The organism is Streptomyces cahuitamycinicus (assembly GCF_002891435.1).
In the GTDB taxonomy this organism is placed as follows: domain Bacteria; phylum Actinomycetota; class Actinomycetes; order Streptomycetales; family Streptomycetaceae; genus Streptomyces; species Streptomyces cahuitamycinicus.
This window is the reverse complement of record NZ_POUC01000019.1, coordinates 13,654-35,347: the sequence shown is the minus strand read 5'-3', so window position 1 is coordinate 35,347 and position 21,694 is coordinate 13,654. Positions and strand designations below refer to the sequence as shown.

General features: G+C 69.6%; 18 protein-coding genes. 5 read left to right on the top strand and 13 right to left on the bottom strand.

The genetic code is table 11. The annotated features are described in order from the left end of the window. Positions 1-2: 2 nt before the first annotated feature. The 9 genes from C1J00_RS04895 to C1J00_RS04855 all read right to left on the bottom strand — a co-directional run bounded on the left by C1J00_RS04895 (position 3) and on the right by C1J00_RS04855 (position 9,602). Positions 3-251 (bottom strand): ferredoxin, encoded by a 249-nt coding sequence (locus C1J00_RS04895; RefSeq protein ID WP_102907787.1) that lies wholly within the window; start codon positions 249-251, stop codon positions 3-5. Beyond that, positions 241-1,620: a phenylacetate--CoA ligase family protein gene (locus C1J00_RS04890; RefSeq protein ID WP_102907786.1), complete on the bottom strand. Its 1,380-nt coding sequence runs from the start codon at positions 1,618-1,620 to the stop codon at positions 241-243. The genes C1J00_RS04895 and C1J00_RS04890 overlap by 11 nt, the downstream gene beginning before the upstream one ends. After that, positions 1,617-2,603: a BtrH N-terminal domain-containing protein gene (locus C1J00_RS04885; RefSeq protein WP_102907785.1), complete on the bottom strand. Its 987-nt coding sequence runs from the start codon at positions 2,601-2,603 to the stop codon at positions 1,617-1,619. The genes C1J00_RS04890 and C1J00_RS04885 overlap by 4 nt, the downstream gene beginning before the upstream one ends. Continuing rightward, positions 2,590-3,267 (bottom strand): hypothetical protein, encoded by a 678-nt coding sequence (locus C1J00_RS04880; protein ID WP_102907784.1) that lies wholly within the window; start codon positions 3,265-3,267, stop codon positions 2,590-2,592. The genes C1J00_RS04885 and C1J00_RS04880 overlap by 14 nt, the downstream gene beginning before the upstream one ends. Further along, entirely contained in the window at positions 3,264-3,953 is a 690-nt protein-coding gene (locus C1J00_RS04875; RefSeq protein ID WP_102907783.1) for a class I SAM-dependent methyltransferase, read from the bottom strand. The genes C1J00_RS04880 and C1J00_RS04875 overlap by 4 nt, the downstream gene beginning before the upstream one ends. Next, positions 3,946-6,018: a molybdopterin-containing oxidoreductase family protein gene (locus C1J00_RS04870; RefSeq protein ID WP_245936202.1), complete on the bottom strand. Its 2,073-nt coding sequence runs from the start codon at positions 6,016-6,018 to the stop codon at positions 3,946-3,948. Before C1J00_RS04870 ends, C1J00_RS04875 begins: the two co-directional genes overlap by 8 nt. Further along, positions 6,015-7,052, bottom strand: coding sequence for a BtrH N-terminal domain-containing protein (locus tag C1J00_RS04865; RefSeq protein WP_102907782.1), 1,038 nt, complete (start codon positions 7,050-7,052; stop codon positions 6,015-6,017). The genes C1J00_RS04870 and C1J00_RS04865 overlap by 4 nt, the downstream gene beginning before the upstream one ends. 47 nt (positions 7,053-7,099) lie before the next feature. Next, the gene (locus tag C1J00_RS04860) at positions 7,100-8,371 is read right to left on the bottom strand and encodes a TrpB-like pyridoxal phosphate-dependent enzyme (RefSeq protein WP_102907781.1); all 1,272 of its coding nucleotides are present in this window, start codon (positions 8,369-8,371) and stop codon (positions 7,100-7,102) included. A gap of 406 nt (positions 8,372-8,777) precedes the next feature. Beyond that, complete coding sequence (locus tag C1J00_RS04855; RefSeq protein WP_342751658.1) at positions 8,778-9,602, bottom strand: ParB/RepB/Spo0J family partition protein; 825 nt, start codon at positions 9,600-9,602, stop codon at positions 8,778-8,780. 1,025 nt (positions 9,603-10,627) lie between these two features. On the opposite strand from C1J00_RS04855, the gene C1J00_RS04850 reads away from it, so the two are divergent. Beyond that, entirely contained in the window at positions 10,628-11,392 is a 765-nt protein-coding gene (locus C1J00_RS04850) for a DUF2182 domain-containing protein (RefSeq protein ID WP_245936200.1), read from the top strand. Between the two features lie 109 nt (positions 11,393-11,501). Continuing rightward, positions 11,502-12,158 (top strand): DUF1326 domain-containing protein, encoded by a 657-nt coding sequence (locus tag C1J00_RS04845; protein WP_102907778.1) that lies wholly within the window; start codon positions 11,502-11,504, stop codon positions 12,156-12,158. Positions 12,159-12,271: 113 nt separating this feature from the next. Here the strand turns inward: C1J00_RS04845 and C1J00_RS04840 are convergent, their stop codons facing one another. Continuing rightward, a complete protein-coding gene (locus C1J00_RS04840) occupies positions 12,272-13,240 on the bottom strand; it encodes a hypothetical protein (protein WP_102907777.1) in 969 nt (322 codons plus the stop codon). Between the two features lie 409 nt (positions 13,241-13,649). Between C1J00_RS04840 and C1J00_RS04835 the strand changes: the two genes are divergently transcribed. Continuing rightward, positions 13,650-14,957 carry an MFS transporter gene (locus tag C1J00_RS04835; RefSeq protein WP_342751660.1) on the top strand — a complete coding sequence of 436 codons (1,308 nt, stop codon included), beginning with the start codon at positions 13,650-13,652 and terminating at the stop codon, positions 14,955-14,957. Positions 14,958-15,141: 184 nt separating this feature from the next. Here the strand turns inward: C1J00_RS04835 and C1J00_RS04830 are convergent, their stop codons facing one another. From C1J00_RS04830 to C1J00_RS04820, 3 genes are all read right to left on the bottom strand, one after another. Beyond that, entirely contained in the window at positions 15,142-15,774 is a 633-nt protein-coding gene (locus C1J00_RS04830) for an HAD family hydrolase (protein WP_102907776.1), read from the bottom strand. A 223-nt stretch (positions 15,775-15,997) separates the two neighbouring features. Continuing rightward, a complete protein-coding gene (locus tag C1J00_RS04825) occupies positions 15,998-16,513 on the bottom strand; it encodes a VOC family protein (protein WP_102907775.1) in 516 nt (171 codons plus the stop codon). A gap of 73 nt (positions 16,514-16,586) precedes the next feature. After that, positions 16,587-19,013 (bottom strand): SpoIIE family protein phosphatase, encoded by a 2,427-nt coding sequence (locus tag C1J00_RS04820; RefSeq protein WP_102907774.1) that lies wholly within the window; start codon positions 19,011-19,013, stop codon positions 16,587-16,589. Positions 19,014-19,221: 208 nt separating this feature from the next. Between C1J00_RS04820 and C1J00_RS04815 the strand changes: the two genes are divergently transcribed. Beyond that, positions 19,222-20,682, top strand: coding sequence for an aldehyde dehydrogenase family protein (locus C1J00_RS04815; protein ID WP_102907773.1), 1,461 nt, complete (start codon positions 19,222-19,224; stop codon positions 20,680-20,682). Positions 20,683-20,770: 88 nt separating this feature from the next. Beyond that, a complete protein-coding gene (locus C1J00_RS04810; protein WP_102907772.1) occupies positions 20,771-21,691 on the top strand; it encodes a universal stress protein in 921 nt (306 codons plus the stop codon). Positions 21,692-21,694 lie beyond the last annotated feature (3 nt).

Below are 21,694 nucleotides of genomic sequence, written 5' to 3'. Positions count from 1 at the left end.
CATCACTCCCCGCTAGGTGCCGCTGAGTACCGGATCGATTCGGTGGGGCAGGATTCGAATGCGTCGAGGACCCGCTCCAGTTCGTCGGGTGTCTCGGGTTGTTTGCACACGTAGTGGACGTCGTTGTCGAGGTCGGCGTCGAAGTTGTCGGGCGCCAGGTCGTTGCAGAGCTTGCAGTCGATGCACGTGTCATCGATCTCGAAGCGCCCGTCGATCGGCATGCGCGTGGGCAGCGGCAGTTCAACCCTCACCGGCAGCCCCTCCTCCCCCGTAGGCACTGAAGTTGCGCATCGTCGGTTTGGCCGAGGTTCGCAGCGCCGTCTCGAACCGCTGCGTGTCCAGTCGCCGGAATCGCGCGGACGCTCCGAGACGGTCGCGCACACCGGCCGCGATCGAGGCCCGGGTCGCGTCGTCGGCGCCCGACGGCGGCAGGGCGATCTCCAGGACGTCCCCGTCGATGCCGAAGGCGAAGTAGTACGGCCCGGCGGTCATGGCGCCGAGGACGATGTCCTCGATCTCCAGCTGCGACGTCCAGCGGTCACCGACCGGGATCCGGTCACCGATCCGGCCGCGATGCTGCAGCCGGCGCAGCGGGGATCCGCAGCCGCACGGCGCCGCCTCGATCCGGCACACGTCACCGGTGCGGTAGCGCAGCAGCGGCATGGCCCGGCTCGCCAGCGTCGTCACGGCCAGCTCGCCGACGGAGCCGTCCGGCAGCCGCTCGCCGGATCCCGGATCCACCACCTCGAAGAACGTCCGTGTCTCGACCAGGTGCAGCTCACGCCGACGGCAGAACATGGCCAGCGTGTTGGTCTCGGTCATGCCGAACATCGAGTAGGCGACGGCGTCCCACTGATCGGCCAGGCGCCGCTTCTTGGCCGCGGACGCGCCCTCCCCCGCCATGAGGATCTTCGTGACCGCGAGGTCGCGCCGCGGGTCGATGCCGCGGCGCCGGGCGATCTCGCCGAGGAACAGGGCGCGCGTTCCGGAGCACACCAGGGTGGTCGCGCCCGAACGCAGCAGGGCGTCGACCATCCGGTCCGGGGTGCAGGACGGTGAGGCCGCGCCGAGCGGCACGATGGTGCACCCGAGGATCTCGATGGCGCGGTCGAGGTCCTGGCCCACCCCGGCCAGTTCGTAGGGGACGGCGATGGCGGCGACGTCCCGCTGGTCCAGCACCGCTGCCAGCAGCCCGGCGACGGTGAGGTTGTTCTCCAGCCAGTCCGCCATGGTGAAGAACGCCGCGATCGGGCGCCCGTTGCCGGTACCGGAACTCTCGTCGAACCGGATCACCTCCCGCCGCGGCACGGCGAGCATGCCGAGCGGGTAGGCGGCGGAGAGATGTTCCCGCGTCGTGAAGGGGATTGCCTCGAACGCGTGCGGGCGGCCCTGCGCGACCGCCCGGGCGGCCTCGGCCGGGACGAGGCCGGCGTAGAACGGCGAGTTGCGGCAGGCGTGTTCCACGGTCGCGGCGAGCGCCGCCGCGGCCCACGCGTCGAGCGCCTTCCGGTCCAGTGACGTGACCGCGGCGACCTTCCGCGCGATGTCGACGCGGGAGACGAGGGTGTCGCGCAGCCTGCTGCGCGGGTCGTGCCCGGTCGGCCGGGCGAGCGTGGTCATCGGGACGCCTCCTCCAGCCGGGTCATCGCCGTGCGCTCCTCGGCCGCCAGGGCGTCGACGATGGCCGCGGCCTCGTCGAGTGATCGCCGGGCACCGGCGTCGTCGGCCTCGCGCAGCAGATCCGCCACGTCCGTCCAGCGCTTGGCGATGCGGCGGTACTCGACGGCGAGTGCGTCGTAGGCCTCGATGCCGGTCAGCTCGTGCGCCTCTTCCAGGAACTGCGCCCACAGCGTCCGGAAGAGGCCGCCGCCCGTGCCGCCTTCCTCCATGCTGGTGCCGACGATGCTCATCGCCTCGACGGGGCGGTCGAGCCGGTCGTGCCATCCACGCATGAGCGAGCCGGCCTTCGCGATGCCCTTGAATCCCATGTTGGTGATCGGCGGGCTGAGGAACTCCTGTGCGGTGGCCAGGATCGAGGTCTGGCAGGCCTTCGCGAGGACCGACTCGTCGTACCCGCGCGGGTCCACCCGGACCGACAGGTTGCGCGAGGACATCGGTCCCTTGGCGGACCGGGCCCGGGCCAGGCTCTCCCGCGAAGTCGACTGAACGCCGAGTGACCGGGTCTCGACGACGACGAACCTGTCGTCCTCGTATCCGATGCAGGCGACGTAGTGCGCGGCGAAGTGGTGGTTCTCCCGCGCGTAGTCGAGGTGGTAGCGGTCGAGCTTGAGCCCCACGACATCGCCTTCGTCGAGGGCCTTGATCAGAGTGGCCTCGGCCTTCGCCGGTGAGGACGTCTCCTGCACCCCCAGCTGGAGCGAGAGCGCGTCCGCCACGTTGCGCATCAGGTGGTCGGGCTTGACCCGGCCGGCGAGGAAGGGGTTGGGCATCTGCTTCGAGTGCCAGTACAGGAACGACAGACCTTGTCCCAGCCCGAAGATCAGCGGCTCGCTCAGCTCGATGTCGTGGTTGCGGAGCATGTTGAGCAGGGCGGTGGATTCGCAGTGGTCACCGGAGTACGGCGAGATGTCAATGACCGCCATCGCCGTGCCCCGTTCCGCCGCGCGGCGCCTCGTAGACGATCTCCAGCACGGAGCCGCTGTCGTTGTTGCGCAGGTGCCCGTAGGTGTGGCCGAGTTCGTCCGCCTCGGTGAACGCGATGTTCTCCAGGTGGTCGACGTCCCGGTCGAGGACGTCCAGGAGGTAGCGGACGTCGGCGTCGGTGTGCACGTCGATGGCGACGTGCGACATGAGACGTCCACGCTCGTCGGCGGAACGGTCCGCCCAGGGGCCGAACCGGCGGCACGCGAACATCTCGATGACGCGTCCGTCGGCGAGCGCGATCGAGTTCCACCATCCCGGCGTTCCGTACTGCCGGGGCGAGATGTACGACGGCCCCATCTCGACGGTGGTGATCCGGCCGGACGCCCGGAGGTCGTTCAGGTAGGCGTTCCAGCCGAACACCTGGTCGTCGCTGTCGTAGTCGCCCATGTAGACGCCGACGTGGTTGACCCCGGCGAACTTCTCGACGACGTGGCCGGGCGCGTATCCGCACCAGGCCGACAGGTATTCCCCGCAGTCCAGGCTCCGCCAGGTGCTCGACGTCTGGAGGAGTTCTTCCCAGGAGCGGTCGAAGCCGTGGCGGTCGGGGAAGCGCCCGTCACGCGTGGCGGTGATGGCCGGTGAACTTCCCGCGAGTGCGTTCATGGCGCTTCCTTCCTGCCCGTGATGACGATCCCCATCTGCACTTCCGTCACGACGGCCGTGTCGAGCGCGGTGCCTCGCAGCAGTTCCTCGATCTCGCTCTTGACGTACGCGGACCGGATCGAGGTGCGGAAGCCGGGGCGCATGTCGGCCGCGATGTTCGCCTTCATGAACTGGAATGTCGTCCGGTCGACGTCCCGGCGCAGGTCGGAGACGCAGTAGCGGCCACCCGGCCTGAGCACGCGGTGCATTTCCGTGAGGGCGGTCACCGGATCCGCCCATTCGTGCAGCGAGGACGCGCTGATGACGTGATCGAAGCGGTGGTCCTCGAACGGCAGGGCCAGCACGGTGCCGCATTCGTAGGCGCAGCGCTCGGCGACGCCGTATCCGGCGGCGTTGGCGCTCGCCCGCCGGAGCATCGCCGGTGAGATGTCGAGGCCGACGAGCCGGGCGGAGTCATCGGCCTGGGTGATCCATTCCAGGCCCAGGTAGCCGGGGCCGCATCCCAGCTCCAGGACTTCCCCGGAGCGGATGTCCGCCGCCAGGATGTCGTCGATCTTCTCCTGGAGCCAGCCGTTGTCCCGGATGTGGCGTTGCATCTGGTCGTACTTGAGGGCCAGTTCGTCGCCCTGGAGGCCCTCGTCGGTTTCCGGCACCCGGGCGGCGACGGTGCCCCGCGCGCTAGCCACGGTCCGGCTCCGGTCGCCGTATACCCACTGCTACACCTCTCATCGTCGCGCTCCCCATGTGCACGTCGGAACGGTCGTTGGTCGTCAGGAGATTGACCGAGGATCTGAGCTGCTCGTCGGTCGAGGGCTCGCCCGGATACCACCAGCCGGCGTCCGCCATCACGACGTTCGGTGCGACGGAGTCGGAGATCTTGACCGTCATGCGCACCCCGCGCGCACCGGCCCGCGAGAAGAGGTCCACCTCTTCGCCGTCTGTCAGCCCCTCCCGCCGCGCGGTGTCCGGATGGACGGTCACCCGCGCCGTCGTCTGGCTGCGCGCGGTGGTCGGCAGTTGGTGGAACTCGGTGTTGTAGAACTGGCGCGGATGGGCGCTGGTCATCACGTACGGCAGGGCCGGGTCCGCCTCCGGTGGGCACCGGAAGACGGGGAACGGCTCGTAGCCCATGGCCCGCAGCCCGTTGTTCATGAGGTTCACGCGTCCGGACCGGGTCCCGAATCCGCCGTCGCGGTATTTGCGGTACCGCTTCTCGTTCCGGATGTAGCCGATCTTCGTGAACTGTTCCCAGGTGAGGTCGATGCCGGCCAGCTTGGCGTCGAGAGCGGCTTCCAGCGAGGGGAAGAAGTGCCGTTCCAGGCCGAGCCGGGCGGCCAGTTCGAGGATGATCTCCTCGTCCGAGCGGCAGTCGCCGACCGTGGCGATCTTCTGCCGGGCGGCGATGTAGGAGTTGAACTCGACGATCTGGTCCCGCTCCAGCCAGCTGGAGGTCGGCAGGATCACGTCGGCGTGCCGGGCGGTCGGCGTCATGAACAGGTCGCACACGACGAGCAGGTCGAGCTTGCCGATCGCCTCGCGGACCAGCTCGGTGTTCTCGTGCGAGGCGAGGATGTTGCTGCCGAAGATCACCATCGAGGTGACCGGGTACGGCACCCCGGTCACGATGGCCTCGTGCAGGTCTCCCGGCGCGACCCAGCCGGACATCGAGAGGATCTTGTGCTTGTCGCCGCCGATCCGCTTCTTCGCCTGTTCCTCGGGCAGCAGGTCCGGGCGCGGGAAGGCACGCCGGCCCTCTATCGGCATCGGTTGCCAGATCACGTCGCCACCGGGAGCGTCGATGTTGCCGCAGATCGCGGCGAGGATGGCGATCGCGCGGTGGGTGTCGAAGGAGTTCTCGTTCTGCGACAGGCCGGTTCCGGCCTCTATGCACGCCCGTGACGCGAGGGCGTAGGTGCGGGTCGCCTCGTGGATGAGCCCGGGTGTGAGTCCGGTGATCCGCGCGACCCGCTCGGTGTCGTACGCCTTCACGTGTTCGGTGAGTTCGGCGAACCCGGAGGTGTGCGCGGCGACGAAGTCGTGGTCGTACCAGCCCTCGTCGATGACGATCTTGATCATGCCGAGTGCCAGTGCGCAGTCGGTTCCGGGCTGGACCGGCAGGTGCAGGGCGGACCGGGCGGCGGTCTGCGTCCGTCGCGGATCGACGGTGACGACGCGGCTGCCCCGTTCCATGGCGCGCAGCAGCTTGACGCCGATCACGCCGTCCGAGTGGGTGCTGGGCTTGTTGCTGCCCCAGAGCAGGACCACCTCGGGATCACCGTCGTAGTCGCAGAACGTGAAGGCGCCGTACGTCATGATCGAGGCCATGACTCGCGGGTAGAAGCACACGTGGGCCGGGCCGACGACGTTCGGCGTCCCGATCGCGTTCGCGAGCCGGAACACCCACTCCTGGTAGTTGCGGTCGGTCCCCTGGCCGAGGACGACGGACTCGGGCCCGTGCCGGCCGATGGTCGCGGCGAGTTCGCCGGCGATCCGGTCGAGGGCGGCTTCCCAGCTGACGGGTTCGAACGTCCCGGAGCCGCGCGGGCCGGTCCGTACCAGCGGTGTCGTGAGCCGGTCCGGGCTGCGCAGCAGGTCGAGCGACGCCTTGCCCTTGATGCAGAAGTAGCCCTCGCTCGTCGGGTTGTCCGGGTCTCCGTGGATGTCGGTGGGAACGCCGTCCACGAGCTCGACGATGGCGCCGCACCCGCCGTGGCACATACGGCAGACGGACTTCAGCCGGGTGACGGTCAAACCGGCTCACCCGCCCGCTTGGCGGCCGGCACGAGCAGCTTTTCGAAGACGGCCTGTTCGGCGTCGGCGATCGCGTCCAGCCGGGCCGCGACGGCTTCGAGCTGCTTGCGCCCGTCGTCCGCGCCGCGGTAGGCCATCAGCATGTCGATGACCTCGTCCCACTGTTGCTGCACTTCGCCGAAGTCGCGGACGAACGGGTCGAGTTCACCATCGCCGTACAGCTGCCGCGCCTCGATGAGGAACGCGTGGTAGAGCTTCCGGAAGTTCGCTCCCCCGGTTCCCGCGAAGCGCCAGAAGCGGCCGACGCCTTGCACCACCTCGTCCGCGGGGGCGAGTGTGTCGCTCCATCCGGCGATCTCGGAAGCTGCCCGCCGCAGGGCGCCGATGCCGTATCGCGGTCCGCGGTCCGTGGTCATCCGCTGAGCGGTCAGCCGGATGGCGTTCCAGATCCCCTCGCGCAGGACGGCGTCGGTGTCGGTGGTCAGCCTTGCCGGCAACTGCTCGATGTACAGGTGCAGATGGGGTGATGGCATGAATCCTTCGCTGGAGGCGCGGGCGCGGCGCAGCGACTCGGTCGGAAGTGTCTGCGCGCCGCCCTGCTGACCGGTGTCGACCACGTGGGCGAGGGAGTCGTCGAGCCCGTACAGCGCGATGTAGTGCGATGCGAAGTGGCTACGGGACGAGAAGTAGTCGAGGTGGAATATGTCGACGGACATGCCCACGACGTGTCCCGCGTCGAGGAGCTCGACCGCCGCGGAGAAGGCCGATTCCGGGTCGGGTGGTTGCGCTTGGTGAAGTTCCACACCCAGGGCCGAGCAGGCGTTGCGGGACACCAGGGCGGGCTCGATCCGGCCGGTGAGCATCGGCGCACCGCGTCCAGGGTCCGGAGCATCCCAGTACTGGAAGTCGATCCCCTGGCCGAGGCCGAACAGCATGGGTTCGGATATGCCGGCGCCGGCATGGTGGATCATGTTCCTGAGGGTGGTCGTCTCGCAATGATCGCCGAGCTGGGGCTGAAATGTCGCCAAGCGCATGTGGCTTCCCAATCGCAAGGTGCAAGATGCCGTGAACGATGGTGCGGCTATGCGTCGAGCAGGACTTCGCCGTATCCCTGCAGGTCGAGAAAGCCTGAGCCGCTGGCCAGGACCACGATGACCGGTTCGAGGTTCTGCGCGTCGGCCTTGGCCACGACGTCCAGGGCCGCGGCGACCGCGTGGCCGGCCTCGGGGGCGAGCAGCAGGCCCTCGGTCTGCAGCAGGAGCCGGCCTGCCTCCAGCGCGGTCCGCTGGTCGAAGGCGACGGCGTCCAGGACGCCCTCCCGTCGCAGCAGGCTGACCAGGGCGGAGCTGTGGTGGTTGCGCAGGCCACCGACGTGGTTCGGCGGTGGGATGAAGCTCTCCCCCATCGTGTAGCCGAGTACCTCAGGCGTGAATCCGCCCAGGTCGGTGCGGCCGTACTCGTAGACGCCCTGAGTGAGCCGGGGCGCCGCCGTGGATTCCGCGGCCAGGAAGCGCAGATCGGCTCCTTCGGCCCTGGCCCGCAGGTGGGGGCCGATGAGACCGCAGAGGTTGCTTCCGCCTCCCGAGCACGCGATGAGGTGGTCGCCGCGCCCGTCAACGCCCAGGTCCTCGCCATGGATTTCCCTGAGCTGCTCGGCCACCTCCAGCCCGAGCAGCGTCTGATGGAGGTACACGTGCGGCATCCCGCTGCCGGCGAGATAGGCGGCTGAGGGCTTGCCCAGGGCATGCTCGATCGCGTCGCTGATCGCGGTGCCGAGACTGCCGGGGTGGTCCGGGACTTCACCGAGGATCTTCCGCCCGATCGCCGTGTGGGTCGACGGCGACGGCCGGACCTCGGCCCCCAGGAGCTCCATGTAGTGACGCCGGTAGGGCTTCTGGTCGAGCGAGCACCTGACCATGAAGATCTCGGCCCGCAGACCGAACATCTTCGCCGCCAGGGCGACACTCATGCCCCACTGGCCCGCTCCGGTCTCGGTGACGAGGGTGGTCCGCCCTTCCTCGGCCGCGTAGTACGCCTGGGCTATGGCGGTGTTCAGCTTGAAGCTGCCGCTGGGAAGGACGTCTTCACGCTTGAGGTAGATCCTCGCGCCCGTACCGAGATGCTTCTCCAGCCGGCGTGCCCGGTGCAGCGGTGTCGGCCTGCCGCATTGCCGCAGCCGCTCCACGACCGGTTCGGGTATCGCGACCCATTGCCCGTCAGGAGCGTTCTGCTCGATGAGAACTCGCGGCCGGACCTGTGCGGATATCTCCGCGGCGGTAGGGCTTCCGGAGTCCCTGACCGCGGGCATAGGGCCGGGCAGGTCTCCCAGGAAGTTGTACCAGTGGGTCGGCATTCCCGGTAATGACACATCGCTACGAATACCGGGTTGAGGCACGGGCGATTGCTCATGGCCAACACGGCTTGGGCTATACGAAGTCACGTTCCCCCCGCTCCCCCGCTTCACATTGTGTGCGTCATCGTACGAAGCGATCGAGCGCCGCGCAACCGTTTGAACTTCAGGTCGAAACTTCAACAATTGCATCTTTCATCGGGTTGGTCAGTTCCGGTTGATCAGCTTCCGGAAACCACCGGCAGGAACTCCGTCGAAACAGACGCCGACATAGTGGAACTGTTGCCGAATACGGCAACCCCGCGTATTGCGGCAGGTTCGCAAGAAGCATGAAGGCGATGTCGACGGAATCAACCGGCACGCCGAAACAAAGGCGTTGGAAACGGCTCCGTCTGAAAGCGGCCGGACGCTACACGTCAGCGTCCCGGGAATTCATCCGTTCCGTCAACGATTCCGCCAGGAGCTGCCAGCTCTCGGCGTGGTGCCGTGCCAGCTCGGCGATCAGGGGCGCGCAGTGGATCGGGAGGCTGCTCGCCATCGCCGCCCACTCGTGCGGCTGCGGAGCCGAGGGGTCCAGTGTCCGCAGCAGCTTGCGGCCCACCTCGGTGAAGCGAAGTGAGGGATCGGCCCGCAACCGCCGGACCGCCGGCGTGGGGTCCGTGCTCACCGGGTGCGCGCTGGGACGTTTCCCGGTCGGGGGCCGGCCGGCCTCACGCTCCCGGACCGGCCCGGCGTTCTGCTGCACCGTCGCCTGCGGCTCTTCCCGAGCGGCGCGCGCCCGCTTTCGCGCGTCCTTCGCCGTGGTGAGCGAAATGTGGGCGGCGCGCGCCACCTCCTGCACGGACGCGTCGGGATGCGCGGCGAGGTACGTCAGGGCGCGCCTGCGGCCTTCGCCCGCCGCGAGCGGGTAGGCCACCCCGTCACGCCCGAGTCGTACGGCGGTCGGGTGCGGAAGTTCCGCACCCGACCGCCGCCTGAGCGCTGCGATCGTCTTGTCCGACAGGCCTACGACCCCCGCCAGCCGCCGGTTGGACCACTCCGGGAAATCGGCGAGCATGTGGAGGGCGGCGGCCTTGCGGTCGGCCAGGGAGAGCGGCAGTCCGTGGTTGCTGTTCAGCTTGACCGCGAGCACGAAGGCTTCTCGCTCGTCGCCGTTGAAGAGCACGGCACTGATGTGCGTGGCACCGCTGTTCTCCACCGCCCGGAGCCGGTGCACACCGTCGATGACGGTCATCGTCCTGCGGTGAATCACAATCGGTGGCAGTTCGGAACACACCTCGGCGAGCGCATTGATGTGCCGTGGATCCTCCCCGACGGTGCGGAGTGAGCCCACGACCGTGATGCGGCTGATCGGTACCCGGGTGATCTCCGATAAGAGTCCGCCGAGGTACGAATCCGGGGGACGGAAATGTTGTCGTATCGGCTTCTGTGCCGATGCGGAGACACCGTCCATCGCTCTTCCTCCCCAGTGGGCCGACCGGCTGTCGTGAGATTCATCCGGAGCGGATGGCGTCAGGCAGCGAGGCCGGCCACCGGCCATGGACAGAAAGAGCTTTCATGGGCCATCGGAAAGATGTGCAACATCGAGTCTCCCCCGTGACGCAATGCCGAGAACCGACTCCCGAACCCTGTCAGGAGGATGGAGTTGACGCAAGGGCTCTGCATGCGCTCCAAGTGAGGAAGTAGATCATTTCTCGAATGTTGATGGGGCAACGACTGGAGTGCAAAGCTCTCCCGCAGACGGAATGATCTGCTCCTTGTAGGCGGAATCGGAATATCCCCGCTGCTGAACGCATGATCCGAATGGGCCGTCGGGATCACACGGCCCGTTCTCTTGGCCGGCGTGAAGAGCAAAGACGAGAGGCCCGGGCAGGCCGCCCGCGACGGGAGTGTTGCGTTCCCCGCGTGCCGAGTCCGGACCGGATCCTGGGTCAGGAGTGCGGGGAACGACGCATGCGTCGGGGTTGAACGGGCCGACGAGGAACGGTGGGGCGCGATCGTCCTGCAGTTCGCGACGACCACGGACTTTCCCGGCCGCCGGGCGCGGTCGCCACCGTGCCACCGTGCCACCGTGCCACCGTGCCACCGTGCCACCGCATGCGTACCGGCTGTCGGCGCGGGAAAGGGCGGAGTCGCGGGCGCGGCGGGGGGTGTGCTGTCCTGGGACAGTACGCAGGGAGTGCACCGATGCGGCATCTCCGGACTTCCGTCCTCCTCTCCGCCAGGTCGCCCGCACCCACCGGAGCGGGCGGAGGGCTGATGCCGGCGCGGGAACTCGCGGTCGCCTGGTCCCTGGTCGTCCTGATCGCCGTGCCCGCCTGGGTGCTGACCGTCGCGCAGGCCCGGGACATGGGAGCCGAACCCGGCACAATGGGGCTGGCACTGCCGCTGTTCCTGCTGCTCTGGGTCACGATGATGGCGGCCATGATGCTGCCCTCCATGGCACCGGTCGCCCTCACCTGGGTGCGGGGAATCGGGCGCCGGACGACCGGGTGGAGCCGGGCGGGGCGCACCGTGGAGTTCCTGGTCGGGTACCTGCTGGTGTGGACGGCCTTCGGGCTGCTCGCCTACGTGGCTCTGAACCTCACCGGCGACCTGGTGGGCGATCATCCGGCGGCGGGACGCTGGATCGGCTCGGTCGCCTTCCTGGCGGCGGGCCTCTATCAGCTGGGCCCCCTCAAGAACGTCTGTCTGCGGCACTGCCGTGACCCCATGGGCCAGCTGGTGCGCTACTCCGGGTTCCGGCAGCCGGCCCGCGATCTGCGGGTGGGCCTCCACCACGGCGCCTACTGCGTCGGCTGCTGCGCGGGGCTGATGGTCGTCCTCATACCGCTCGGAGTGATGAACGTGGCGGCGATGGCCGGACTGGCGGTTGTGATCTTCGTGGAGAAGCTGTGGTCCAGGGGGCCGCTGCTGGCGGGAGTGGTGGGTGTTGTCTTCCTCGTCCTCGCGGTGCTGGCGCCGTTCCAGGACTGGGTGTTGCCGGGGCTGCAGGAACCTGCGCCGTCGATGGACGACATGTGAGTGTCCGCGGCAAACTGGAAGAAAGGCCGCTTCGCGATCCGCGTGCGGCTCGGGACGTGCGGTCTCGCCATTCCGGAGGAGCTCCCCGGCTCGACGGGAGGGAAGCGAGATGACGGAACAGGACGGCACCGGGACCCGCTGGCATCTGGCCGGCGACTGGTTCGACGTGTGCAAATGCGCCATACCGTGCCCCTGCACGTTCGCGCAGCCCCCGACCTACGGTGACTGCGAAGGCGTGCTGGTCTGGCACATCCGTGAGGGCAACTTCGGCGACGTACGCCTCGACGGTCTCAACGTCCTGATGCTGGGCGCCTTCGTGGGCAACGTGTGGGCCGGCGAGCACACCGACGCGTACGCCGCGGTCTTCCTCGACGAACGCGCCGACGACCGGCAGCGCGCCGCGCTCGGGACGGTGTTCGGCGGCGAGGCAGGAGGCTGGCCGGCACAGTTCGGCCAGATGCTCCGGCCCGAGATGCGCGGCATGGACTTCGCGCCGATCCGCGTGGAGATCGACGAGGATCTGGCCACCTGGAGAGCCGAGATCCCCGGCCGGGTCACCGCCACAGCCGAGGCGCTCACCGGCCCGACGACATCGGAAGGGACCCGCGTCGAGGTCCACAACGCCCCGGGCGCCGAGGTCGGGCCGGGCCAGGTCGCCACCTGGGGGCGGGCCACCGCCGACAGGGCCGACGCGTTCGGCTTCTCCTGGGAACGCTCGGGGAAGTCGAGCAAGTACTTCCCCTTCGACTGGACAGGACCCGACTGAGCGCAGAGGCCGACCAGCACCGGACGGTGGGGTGTCGGCGGTCCCTCGCCTACGCGGCCGACGCGTGGGGCCACACGTCCGAACAACATGACGGGCCCCACGCCGTCCCCGCTCTACGCCGACTCGGCGTCGCTCATCGCCGCGCCGCCGACGAAGCCGTTCATGAGCTTGTCCAGGTCGAGCTTCGTGGCACCGGCCGGAGCGGTGGGCTTGATGCCCTCACGCATCCGCAGGGTCAGGCCCAGCTTCTTGCCCTTGGCGCTCTCGGCCAGCTTGGCGAGGTCCACCTCCACTTGGGACAGCTCGCCGTTCTTCAGTGTGAAGTCCGCCGTCACCTTGGCGTCGGGAGCCTCCTTCAGGTCCTTGTCCGTCGGCAGCTCCACGCCCGGCGGCAGGTCCTTCACCAGCGGGCGGATCTCGCCGAACAGTTCGGTGACCAGCGTGCGCAAGGGGGCCGTCGCCGTGACGTGCTCGGTGCCGTTGTCGCCGTCGGCCGTCTTGAACTTCACCTCACGGGCGATGACCCCCCGGAGAGCCTTCACGAGCTTCTTCTGCGTCTTGGCGTCGAGGGACGGCGCGGGCGCGGGACCACCCTCGGCCTTCCGGCTATCGCCGGTAACCTTCTCCATCTCCTTGGTGTTGATCTTCACCCACTTGCCCTCGATGACGTCCTTCATCGCCCCGGCCTCCGGTGGCAGATCGTCAGCGTCCGGCACGGGGCTGCCCGTCATCTCGCCCATCGCGGCCATGTCGGCACGGACGTAGGTGAAGTCACCGATCACCCGGTACTCGGCGAGTTCGCCGTCCGGAGTGCTGACCTTCAGGGCCGTTCCGAGGAGGTCCTTCTCACCGGACTCGTCGAGCGGCTTCTTCGACTGCACGGTCACAGTGATCTTCGCACCACTGAGCAACTCGGCGACCTGTTCCGGGATCTCCTCACCGGGCGCGGGGTCGGACTTGGCGTCCAGCGCCTTCAAGGACGCGACGTCCGTGTCCAGGCCGAGCTCGAAGGAGAGTGTCTTCTTCTTGCCGAGCTCCTCGAAGGCCCGGTCGAGCTTCTGGCCGGCGGAGAGCTGCTCCACCGTTCCGCAGGCGGCCGCGCCCGCGAGTACGGCACCGACGACGGCGGTGGCGATCAGGGTCTTGCGTATGGGGTTGATGATGGTCTCCTCGTGGCTTCGATCACGACGTGATCGATCAGAAGACTCGCAACTCGCCCACACGGTTGGCCGTACATCTGACGAGTCCGCGGAGGCTGGACGCGGTGTCGCGAGAAGGTGCGTCGCTGCGGGTGTTTCGAAGGACGCCGGGTGGCCACGAGCGGCGAGGCCGAGGCGTTCGCCCGGGTCGGCGTGGATGACCCCCGGCGGCGACGAACCCTGGTCGCGCAGTGCTCGTGGAGCGGGGCGCCATCCCCCCACCGAGGCGCCTGGACACCAGGGGCGGAGCGGCTACGGCTGCCCGCCGTGGGTGGATGCGCCGGCCCACGGCATGATGCCTCGGGTGGACGCGAGGATTGACACGTCGGACCGGCCCCGACCGCGCTGGGGAGTCTTCAGCCGACCGGATTTTCGCCTGCTCTGGCTGGGCGAAACCGTGAGTGGCCTGGGCAACAGCATCACCGTGGTGGCCTTGCCCTTGATCGCGGTCGTGGGGCTGGACGCCGGCTCCACCGCTGTCGGCCTGCTCACCGCGGCGGTGTGGCTACCGTGGCTGCTCGTGGGTCTCCCGGTAGGGGCGTGGGTGGACCGGAGGCGGAAACGACCCCTGATGACGGCGTGTGACGTGACAGCCGCCGCGGCGCTGGTGAGCGTCCCGTCGGCGGCGTGGCTCGACGCGCTGACCTTTCAGCAACTGGTCGTCGTCGCGTTGGTCTGCGGTACGGCGTCGGTGTGTTTCAGCACCGCCTACCACTCGTACATCCGCATCGTGCTCGATGGCCGCGACCTCCTGGAGGGCAACGCCAAGTTGCAGGGCAGCGAGGCCGCCACCCAGATCGCCGGGCCGGGGGTGGCGGGACTCCTCGCCCAGGCACTCGGCGCGGTCACCGCGCTCGTGGCCGACGCCGTGACGTTCCTGGTCTCCGCGGTCTGCTTGCAACGGATCAGCGTCATCGAGCCGGACCCTGCTCCCGACGAGGAACGCGTGCCTCTCCGGCGGCAGATCGCGGAAGGGCTCCGCTTCGTCGGCCGCGACCGGTACCTGCGGCCGATGGTCACCTGGGGCGCCGTGATCAACCTGGCGCTGATGGGCTATCAGGCGGTCCAGGTCGTGTTCCTGGTCCGCACGATCGGGCTGAACCCTGGCCTGGTCGGGCTGCTGCTCACCAGCGGCAGCACCGGCGGCCTCGTCGGCGCGCTGGTGGCCACCCGCCTCACCCGGCGCTTCGGCACGGCGCGAGGGCTGCTTCTCCTGCAGCTCACCACCTCGCCGTTCGTGCTGCTGCTGCCGATGACCACGGCAGGGCCGGGGCTGCTGCTGTTCGCGACGGGATCCTTCCTCGTAGGGATCGGGGTCTCCGTGGCCAACATCGTGGTGGGCACCTTCCGGCAGACCTACTGCCCGCCGCACATGCTCGGCCGGGTCGTGGCGACCGCCATGGTGATCAACCACAGCACCATCCCGCTCGGCTCCCTGCTGGGCGGCATGCTGGGCGATGCCGTCGGGTACCGGCCGGCCATGTGGATCATGACCGGTGTCGTCGCGCCCTCCTGGCTCATCCTCGCCATGAGCCCGATGCGCCGCATGCGTGATCTGCCGCGGAGCGAGAAGCCGGAGCGGGCGCAGCTCAAGGGCTGAATTTCCGTTTCACGGGGCTCCCGCAACGCATCCGATTCGCCGGCCTCGGCGCGCACCGCACATCCTGCTGGGATGCGCTTCCCCATCGACATACCCGGCGTCGGGGACTTCGCGGACCCGCGGAACGCCGCGGCCGCCGAGGCGGGCGCCGACCGACCCGCACTTCAGGGGATCTTGTGCAGCCTCAGTCCTCAAGCGCGAACGCCAGCACCCTTCGCAGGTCCTCCGGCTCGCGGTAGTGCACACCCGTCATGCCCAGCGCGACAGCGGCCTCGATGTTCTCCAGCCGGTCGTCGACGAAGAGGCATCGCTCGATGTCGGTCTCCGCTCGCGCGGCGGCGATTTCGTAGATCTCGCGGTCGGGCTTGGCCACTCCGACCCGGGCGCTGCTGACGACATGGTCCGCGAGGTCGGACAGTCCCAGGGATTCGAGGTCGTTCTCCAGCTCCAGGGTCGCGTTGGTGACCAGGACGAGCGGCATGTGTTCCCGTATCCGGCGAAGCATCGTGACCGCCACGTCGTCAGCCCGGAAGGGTGCCTCGGCCAGTGCCGTTCCCAGTACACGGGCCTGCGGCTCCGAGACCTCACCGACCAGACCCCGCACGATGGTCTCCACCCACTCCTCCTTGCCGATCTTTCCGAGGAGCAGCGGCAGGTCCGTCTCCGGCGCATAGGCCACCCTCGTGGTGGTCCCCTCGGCCAGTCCGGCCAGCTGCTCCAGCCCCGCCAACCGGGTCAGGTCATAGAACCGGATCACGTTGTCGAGGTCGCACAGCACCGCGTCGAACGGCCTGCCACAGGTGTTGATCAGCGTCATCGCCCTTGAATAGCACAGGAACTCTCACCGGCCGGCCGGCTCAGCGGAACCTGTGGGCATTCTCCGCAGCCCACCCGCCGGAACGGTTCCGGTCACGAGGATCATGAGCGCGTTCTCCCGCCGTCGGAGATCAACTCCGGGACACGCTGGAAGCTCGAGCGGACTTCAGGTCAAGGAGGCGTCCGTCCCGCATCGGCATCCCAGCTGGAGCGGTCCCGGGCCGTCACCGAAGGGCCGAGTCCTGCTGTGCGTTGCCCGTAGCTCCCGGGAAGAAGTCTGCGCCTTGGACGTACGCCATCGTTTCGGTCCACTTCGGGTCGTGGAGGCGGCGTTCCATCTCGTCCGGGCTGACGTCCTCCACCCGCGTCTGGAGCCACCACAGGTTGCCCAGCGGGTCACGCACCCGCCCGATTCGGTCGCCGAAGAAGAGATGCGTCACCTCGGTGACGGACGTGCCGCCTGCCGCGACGGCTCTGCGGTGCGCGGCGTCGGCGTCCTCCACGTAGAGGCGCAGGAAGGCGGGCGTCGGCGGCCAGTTGGGCGGTGCGTCGAAGGGCATGACGACCGAGTCGCCGATCCGCACCTCCGCGTGCCCGATCCGGCCGTCCTCGCCGACGACGCGAGCGATCTCCTCGGCGTCGAACGCCTCCTTCAGATAGTCGATCAGCCCGGCCGTGTCGCGCGAGACGATCCAGGGCGTGACGGTGTGGTAGCCGTCCGGGATCGGTTTCACGGTCATCCGCTTTCCTCCTGAGTGGGTGCTGCTCCTTCCGAAGTTACGGGGGCTGTAGGCCAGATCCCGGCCTACAGCCTCAGTCGTCGGGAAGTGACTGCTCCGCCCAGATGACCTTGCCGTTGGGTATCTGACGGCTGCCCCAGCCCTGGGTGAGCTGGGCGACGAGAAGCAGGCCGCGTCCGCCTTCGTCGAAGGTGCGGGCCCGGCGCAGATGGGGTGCGGTCGTGCTGCCGTCGGAGACTTCGCAGATGAGGGTGCGGTCGTAGATCAGTCTGAGCTCGATGGGCGGGCGGCCGTAGCGGATGGCGTTGGTCACCAGTTCGCTGACGACCAGCTCGGTGACGAACACCGCGTCGTCCAGGTTCCACGCGGCCAGTTGCCGGCAGGCGGCTTTGCGCATCTCGGCGACCGCGGCGGGATCCGGCGACACGGGCCAGGTCGCCACGTGCGAAGCGTCGAGGGCTCGCGTCCTCGCGACGAGGAGCGCCACGTCGTCGGAGGGGCGGTCCGTGAGCAGGTTGCTCAGCAGGGCATCGCAGGTGGCCTCCAGATCATGTGCCGGTCGCCGCAGCACCTGGCGCATGGCCGCGATTCCCTCGTCGATGTCACGGCCGCGGTTCTCCACGAGCCCGTCGGTGTAGAGGACGAGAAGGCTGCCCTCGGCCAGCTCCAGCTCGGTCGACTCGAAGGGCAGGCCGCCCAGGCCGAGAGGTGGCCCTGCTGGGACTTCGAGAACTTCGACGGTGCGGTCGGGTGTCACCAGGGCGGGCATGGGGTGGCCTGCCCGTGCGATGGTGCAGCGGCGGGAGACCGGGTCGTAGACGGCGTACAGACAGGTGGCGCCGATGTCGCCGTCGAGCTGCGCCGTGCTGTCCCGCCCACCGGCCAGGCGGTTGACCAGGTCGTCGAGGTGGGTCAGCAACTCGTCGGGGGGCAGGTCGACATCGGCCAGTGTGCGTACGGCGGTGCGCAGCCGCCCCATGGTCGCCGAGGCCTGGATGCCGTGGCCCACGACGTCACCGACGACGAGAGCGACCCGGGCACCGGAGAGCGGTATGACGTCGAACCAGTCGCCGCCCACGCCGGCCCGGGCGCTGGCGGGCAGGTAGCGGGAGGCGACGTCCAGAGCCGCCTGCTCGGGGAGGCGTTGCGGCAGCAGGCTGTTCTGCAAGGTGAGCGAGGTGTCACGCTCGCGGGTGTAGCGGCGGGCGTTGTCGATGCACACGGCGGCGCGGGCGGTGATCTCCTGGCCGAGCAGCAGATCGTCCTGCTCGAAGCGCTGGGGCCGCTGATGGCGGGAGAACGTGGCCACTCCCAGGGTGAGACCACGTGCGCGCATGGGCACGGCCAGGACCGAGTGGAATCCGAACTGCCGCATGCGCGCGGCCCGTTGCGGGGCCGTCCGGTCCAGATCCGCCAGTGCGAGGGGGGTGATGTGCTCGATGACCGGCCGATCTTCCGCCAGGCAGCGTGCCGCTGTGGAACGCTCCGGGTAGTTCGCCACCGTCCCGAGCGGCACCACGGCTTCGGGGCAGCCCTCCAGTACCGACCGGGAGGCGACCCGGCGCATCATCACCGGACCGTGCGGAGGGCCCAGCGGCGGGTCCTCGCCCCCTTCGATCGACGGCAGGAGATCGACCGTGACGAAGTCCGCGAACCTGGGGACGGCCACGTCGGCGAGTTCCTGAGCGGTACGGGGCAGGTCCAGGGTGCTGCCGATCCGCAGGCTGGCGTCGTCGACCAGAACCAGTCGCTGCCGTGCGAGGAACTGCTCCGTGACATCGTGCGCCGACAGCAGGACGCCTTCCAGTCGCCCGTCGGAGTCGCGCACGGGCACCAGGGACACCGACCACACGCTTTCCTGCTCCTGGCCTGCGAGGTGCAGCGCGGCACCGAGCTCCTGGGGACGCCCGGTCCGCAACACGGTGCGCATGCCCTCCTCGGTCCGCTCGCTCTCCGGGTCGAGGACGATCTCCGTCACCCGAAGACCGCGCATCTCCGCCTCGGACAGGCCCATCACACGCTCCATGTCCCCGTTCGCCCAGCGCAACCGCAGCCTCGTGTCGTACAGGGCCATGGTGTAGGGAGCCTGCGCGAAACTGCGCCGCACGAACGCGTCGTCCTGCGGCGTGGGTGCCGGCCGGGCCGCCGGAGACACCAGGAGCCAGTCGTCGTCTCCTTCGCTCTTCCGGTGATGGGCCAGCAGGGCGACCGTGAGCCGGTGACCGTCCCGGTGCAGCAGGGTGGCGGTCCCGCTCCACCTCCGCAGGCCGGTCAGCGAGTCCGGCACATGAGGGTGAGCGGTGTCCGCGAGAAGCCGGGCCCCGCTCCTGCCGATCACTTCGGGGGCCCGGTACCCGAGCAGCCGCCGGGCCCCTTCGTTCCACGCGGTCACGACACCGCGGCCGTCGACGACGGCCCTGGCCGTGGCCGCCTCGTCGATGCGTTCCGGCGACCCGTCGCCCGACGGGCCCCCGCCCCGGGCGGACGCGGATCCGATCATGACCTCATCCCGCCTCACTCCCGCCTGGGGCCGTCCGCCGGGGAGCGCCCTGCACCCGAGGTGCGCCGCACCTTCACTTTTTACGACACTAGACATCAAGCGTGACAGATGTGCGCGAACAGGTCCTCAGCAGGACGTGGTCCTCGGGGCAGCGCGGCGGCCCTCACGGCAGGGCGGCGGCACCGGTCCCGGACGGAGGGTGGCATCCATGGCTGTCATCGGCGAGAGGTGGCCGGACCGGGCCGAGTGGACCGGAAAGATCTACAGCTCGGGCTGGCGAGAATCCGAGGGCGGTACCCGTCAGGTGATCGAACCGGCCACCGGGGAGACGCTGGCCGACGTCGGCATCGCGTCGCCCGCGGACGTCGCCCGGGCCGGCGCACGGGCCGCCGGGGCCGCCGGGGAGTGGGCCGCGACTGCTCCTTCTGATCGTGTCGAGCTGCTGCTCAGGGCGTCCGGCGCCGTGCGGGAACACAGCGACGCCTTCCGCGAGTGGATCGTCCGGGAATCGGCCGGCGTCCCCGCCAAGGGCGACTACGAGATCGCCGCCGCCCTCGCCCAGCTGACGCACGCCGCCGGACTCGCCTCGCTGCCCCGGGGTGAGGTTCTGGCGCCGCAGGCCCCCGGTGGCACGAGCCTGGCGTGGCGGGTGCCGCTGGGTGTCGTCGGTGTCATCAATCCCTGGAACGCTCCGCTCCTGTTCGCGATGCGCGCGCTGGCGCCCGCGCTCGCGCTGGGCAACACCGTGCTGCTCAAACCCGACCCGCTCACGCCGGTGTCCGGGGGCGTCCTCATCGCCCGGCTCTTCGAGGACGCCGGCCTGCCCGACGGGGTGCTGCACGTCCTGCCGGGCGGCGCTGAGACCGGGCAGGCGATCGCGGCGGACCCCCATGTCGCCATGGTCGTGTTCACCGGTTCCACGGCGGCCGGGCGCGCGGTGGCCCGTGTGGCGGGTGAAGGGCTGAAACGGGTCCTGCTCGAGCTCGGCGGCAAGAACGCGCTCGTGGTGCTCGAGGACGCGGATGTGGAGGCGGCCGCCCTGGCCGGAGCGGTGAGCACCTTCGGGTACCAGGGGCAGGCGTGCGTAGCCGCCGGCCGCCATCTGGTCCACACCGACCTGGTCGAGGCGTACACCGACGCTCTGGTCCGGCACGCGCGGGCCATACGTGTCGGCGACCCCCGCGCGGAGGGCGTCGGCGTCGGCCCGGTCATCAGCGTGGGGCAGGCCGCCCGGATCGAGCGCATCGTCGACGAGAGCGTCGCCGCCGGGGCGCGGGTCCTCACGGGCGGCCGACGCGATGGGTTCTTCTACCCGCCCACCGTCCTGGACCACGTCGACCGGGCCATGCCCGCGTACACGGAGGAGATCTTCGGTCCCGTCGCCCCCGTCGTGCCCTTCCGCAGCGAGGCGGAGGCCGTCGAGATCGCCAACGACACCCCGTACGGTCTGGCGGCCGCCGTGCACTCCGGCTCCGTACCGAGGGCGAGGGCTGTCGCCGAGCAGCTGCGCACCGGCATGGTCCACATCAACGACGTCTCCGCCAAGGACGCGGCGAACGCCCCCTTCGGAGGCATGGGCGTCTCCGGCAACGGCGCCCGCATCGGCGGCACGGCCAGCCTGGAACAGTTCACCCAGTGGCGCTGGATGACGGCACCGGGGCCGTCATGACACCGGGCGCGCTCCTCCGGGCGGCATCCCCGCCGGCCGCCCGCGCGGGCAACGGCCCGGAGCCCCTCCGCGAGGAAGGAGTGCCGTCATGACGAAGCCGGTGGTGGCGGGAGTCGACGGTTCACCGTCGAGCCTGCACGCGGTCGAGGCGGCGAGCCATGAGGCCGCCGTCCGTGGGGCGCAGCTGCGGCTGGTGCACGCCTTCGGACGCTCGTCCTCACACCTCCCGGCCGGGGGACCACCGTGGAACCCCGCCGGGACAGGGGTGCGCGAGCTGCTCGACGGCACACTGGCGGCGGCCGAGCGGCGGGCCCGCGGCGTGGCACCCGAGGTGGACATCACCCGTGACGTCACCGTGGGAGAGCCACTGACGGTGCTCGAGATCGCCTCGCGTTCGGCCTCGCTCGTGGTGGTCGGCAGCCGCGGTCTGGGCGCCTTCAGCAGCCTGCTGCTGGGCTCCACGTCCGGGCACCTCGCCGCACACGGCCGCTGTCCCGTGCTGGTGGTACGGGGACGCCCGCGCCCCGCGGGTCCCGTCCTGCTGGCGGTCGACGACTCGTCCGCCTCCGAGGAAGCCGTACGTTTCGCCTTCACCGAGGCGTCCCTGCGCGGCGCGGACCTCACGGCGCTGCACGTGTGCCGGCCAGGGAGTCCGGATGTCTACGACGGTCCGGCCGATCCCCCCTTCGTCACCTATGACGAGACGCACCTGCGGGAGCACGCCGGGCGCGTCCTGGACACGGCGCTGGCCGGCCGGGAGGAGAGGCACCCGGACGTGACGGTGGTGCGCAGACCGGTGGTCGGCCGGGTGCGGCATACTCTCATCGACGCGAGCGCGGACGCGCAGCTGCTCGTCGTCGGAGCGCGGGGGCGGGGCGGCTTCAGGGGCCTGCTGCTGGGCTCGGTCAGCCAGGCCGTCCTGCATCACGCGCAGTGCCCGGTCGCAGTGGTTCGTCACCGGGGCGAGGGCCCCGGAACGGCAGAAGGCGGTGAAGGGGATCACCCGTAGACT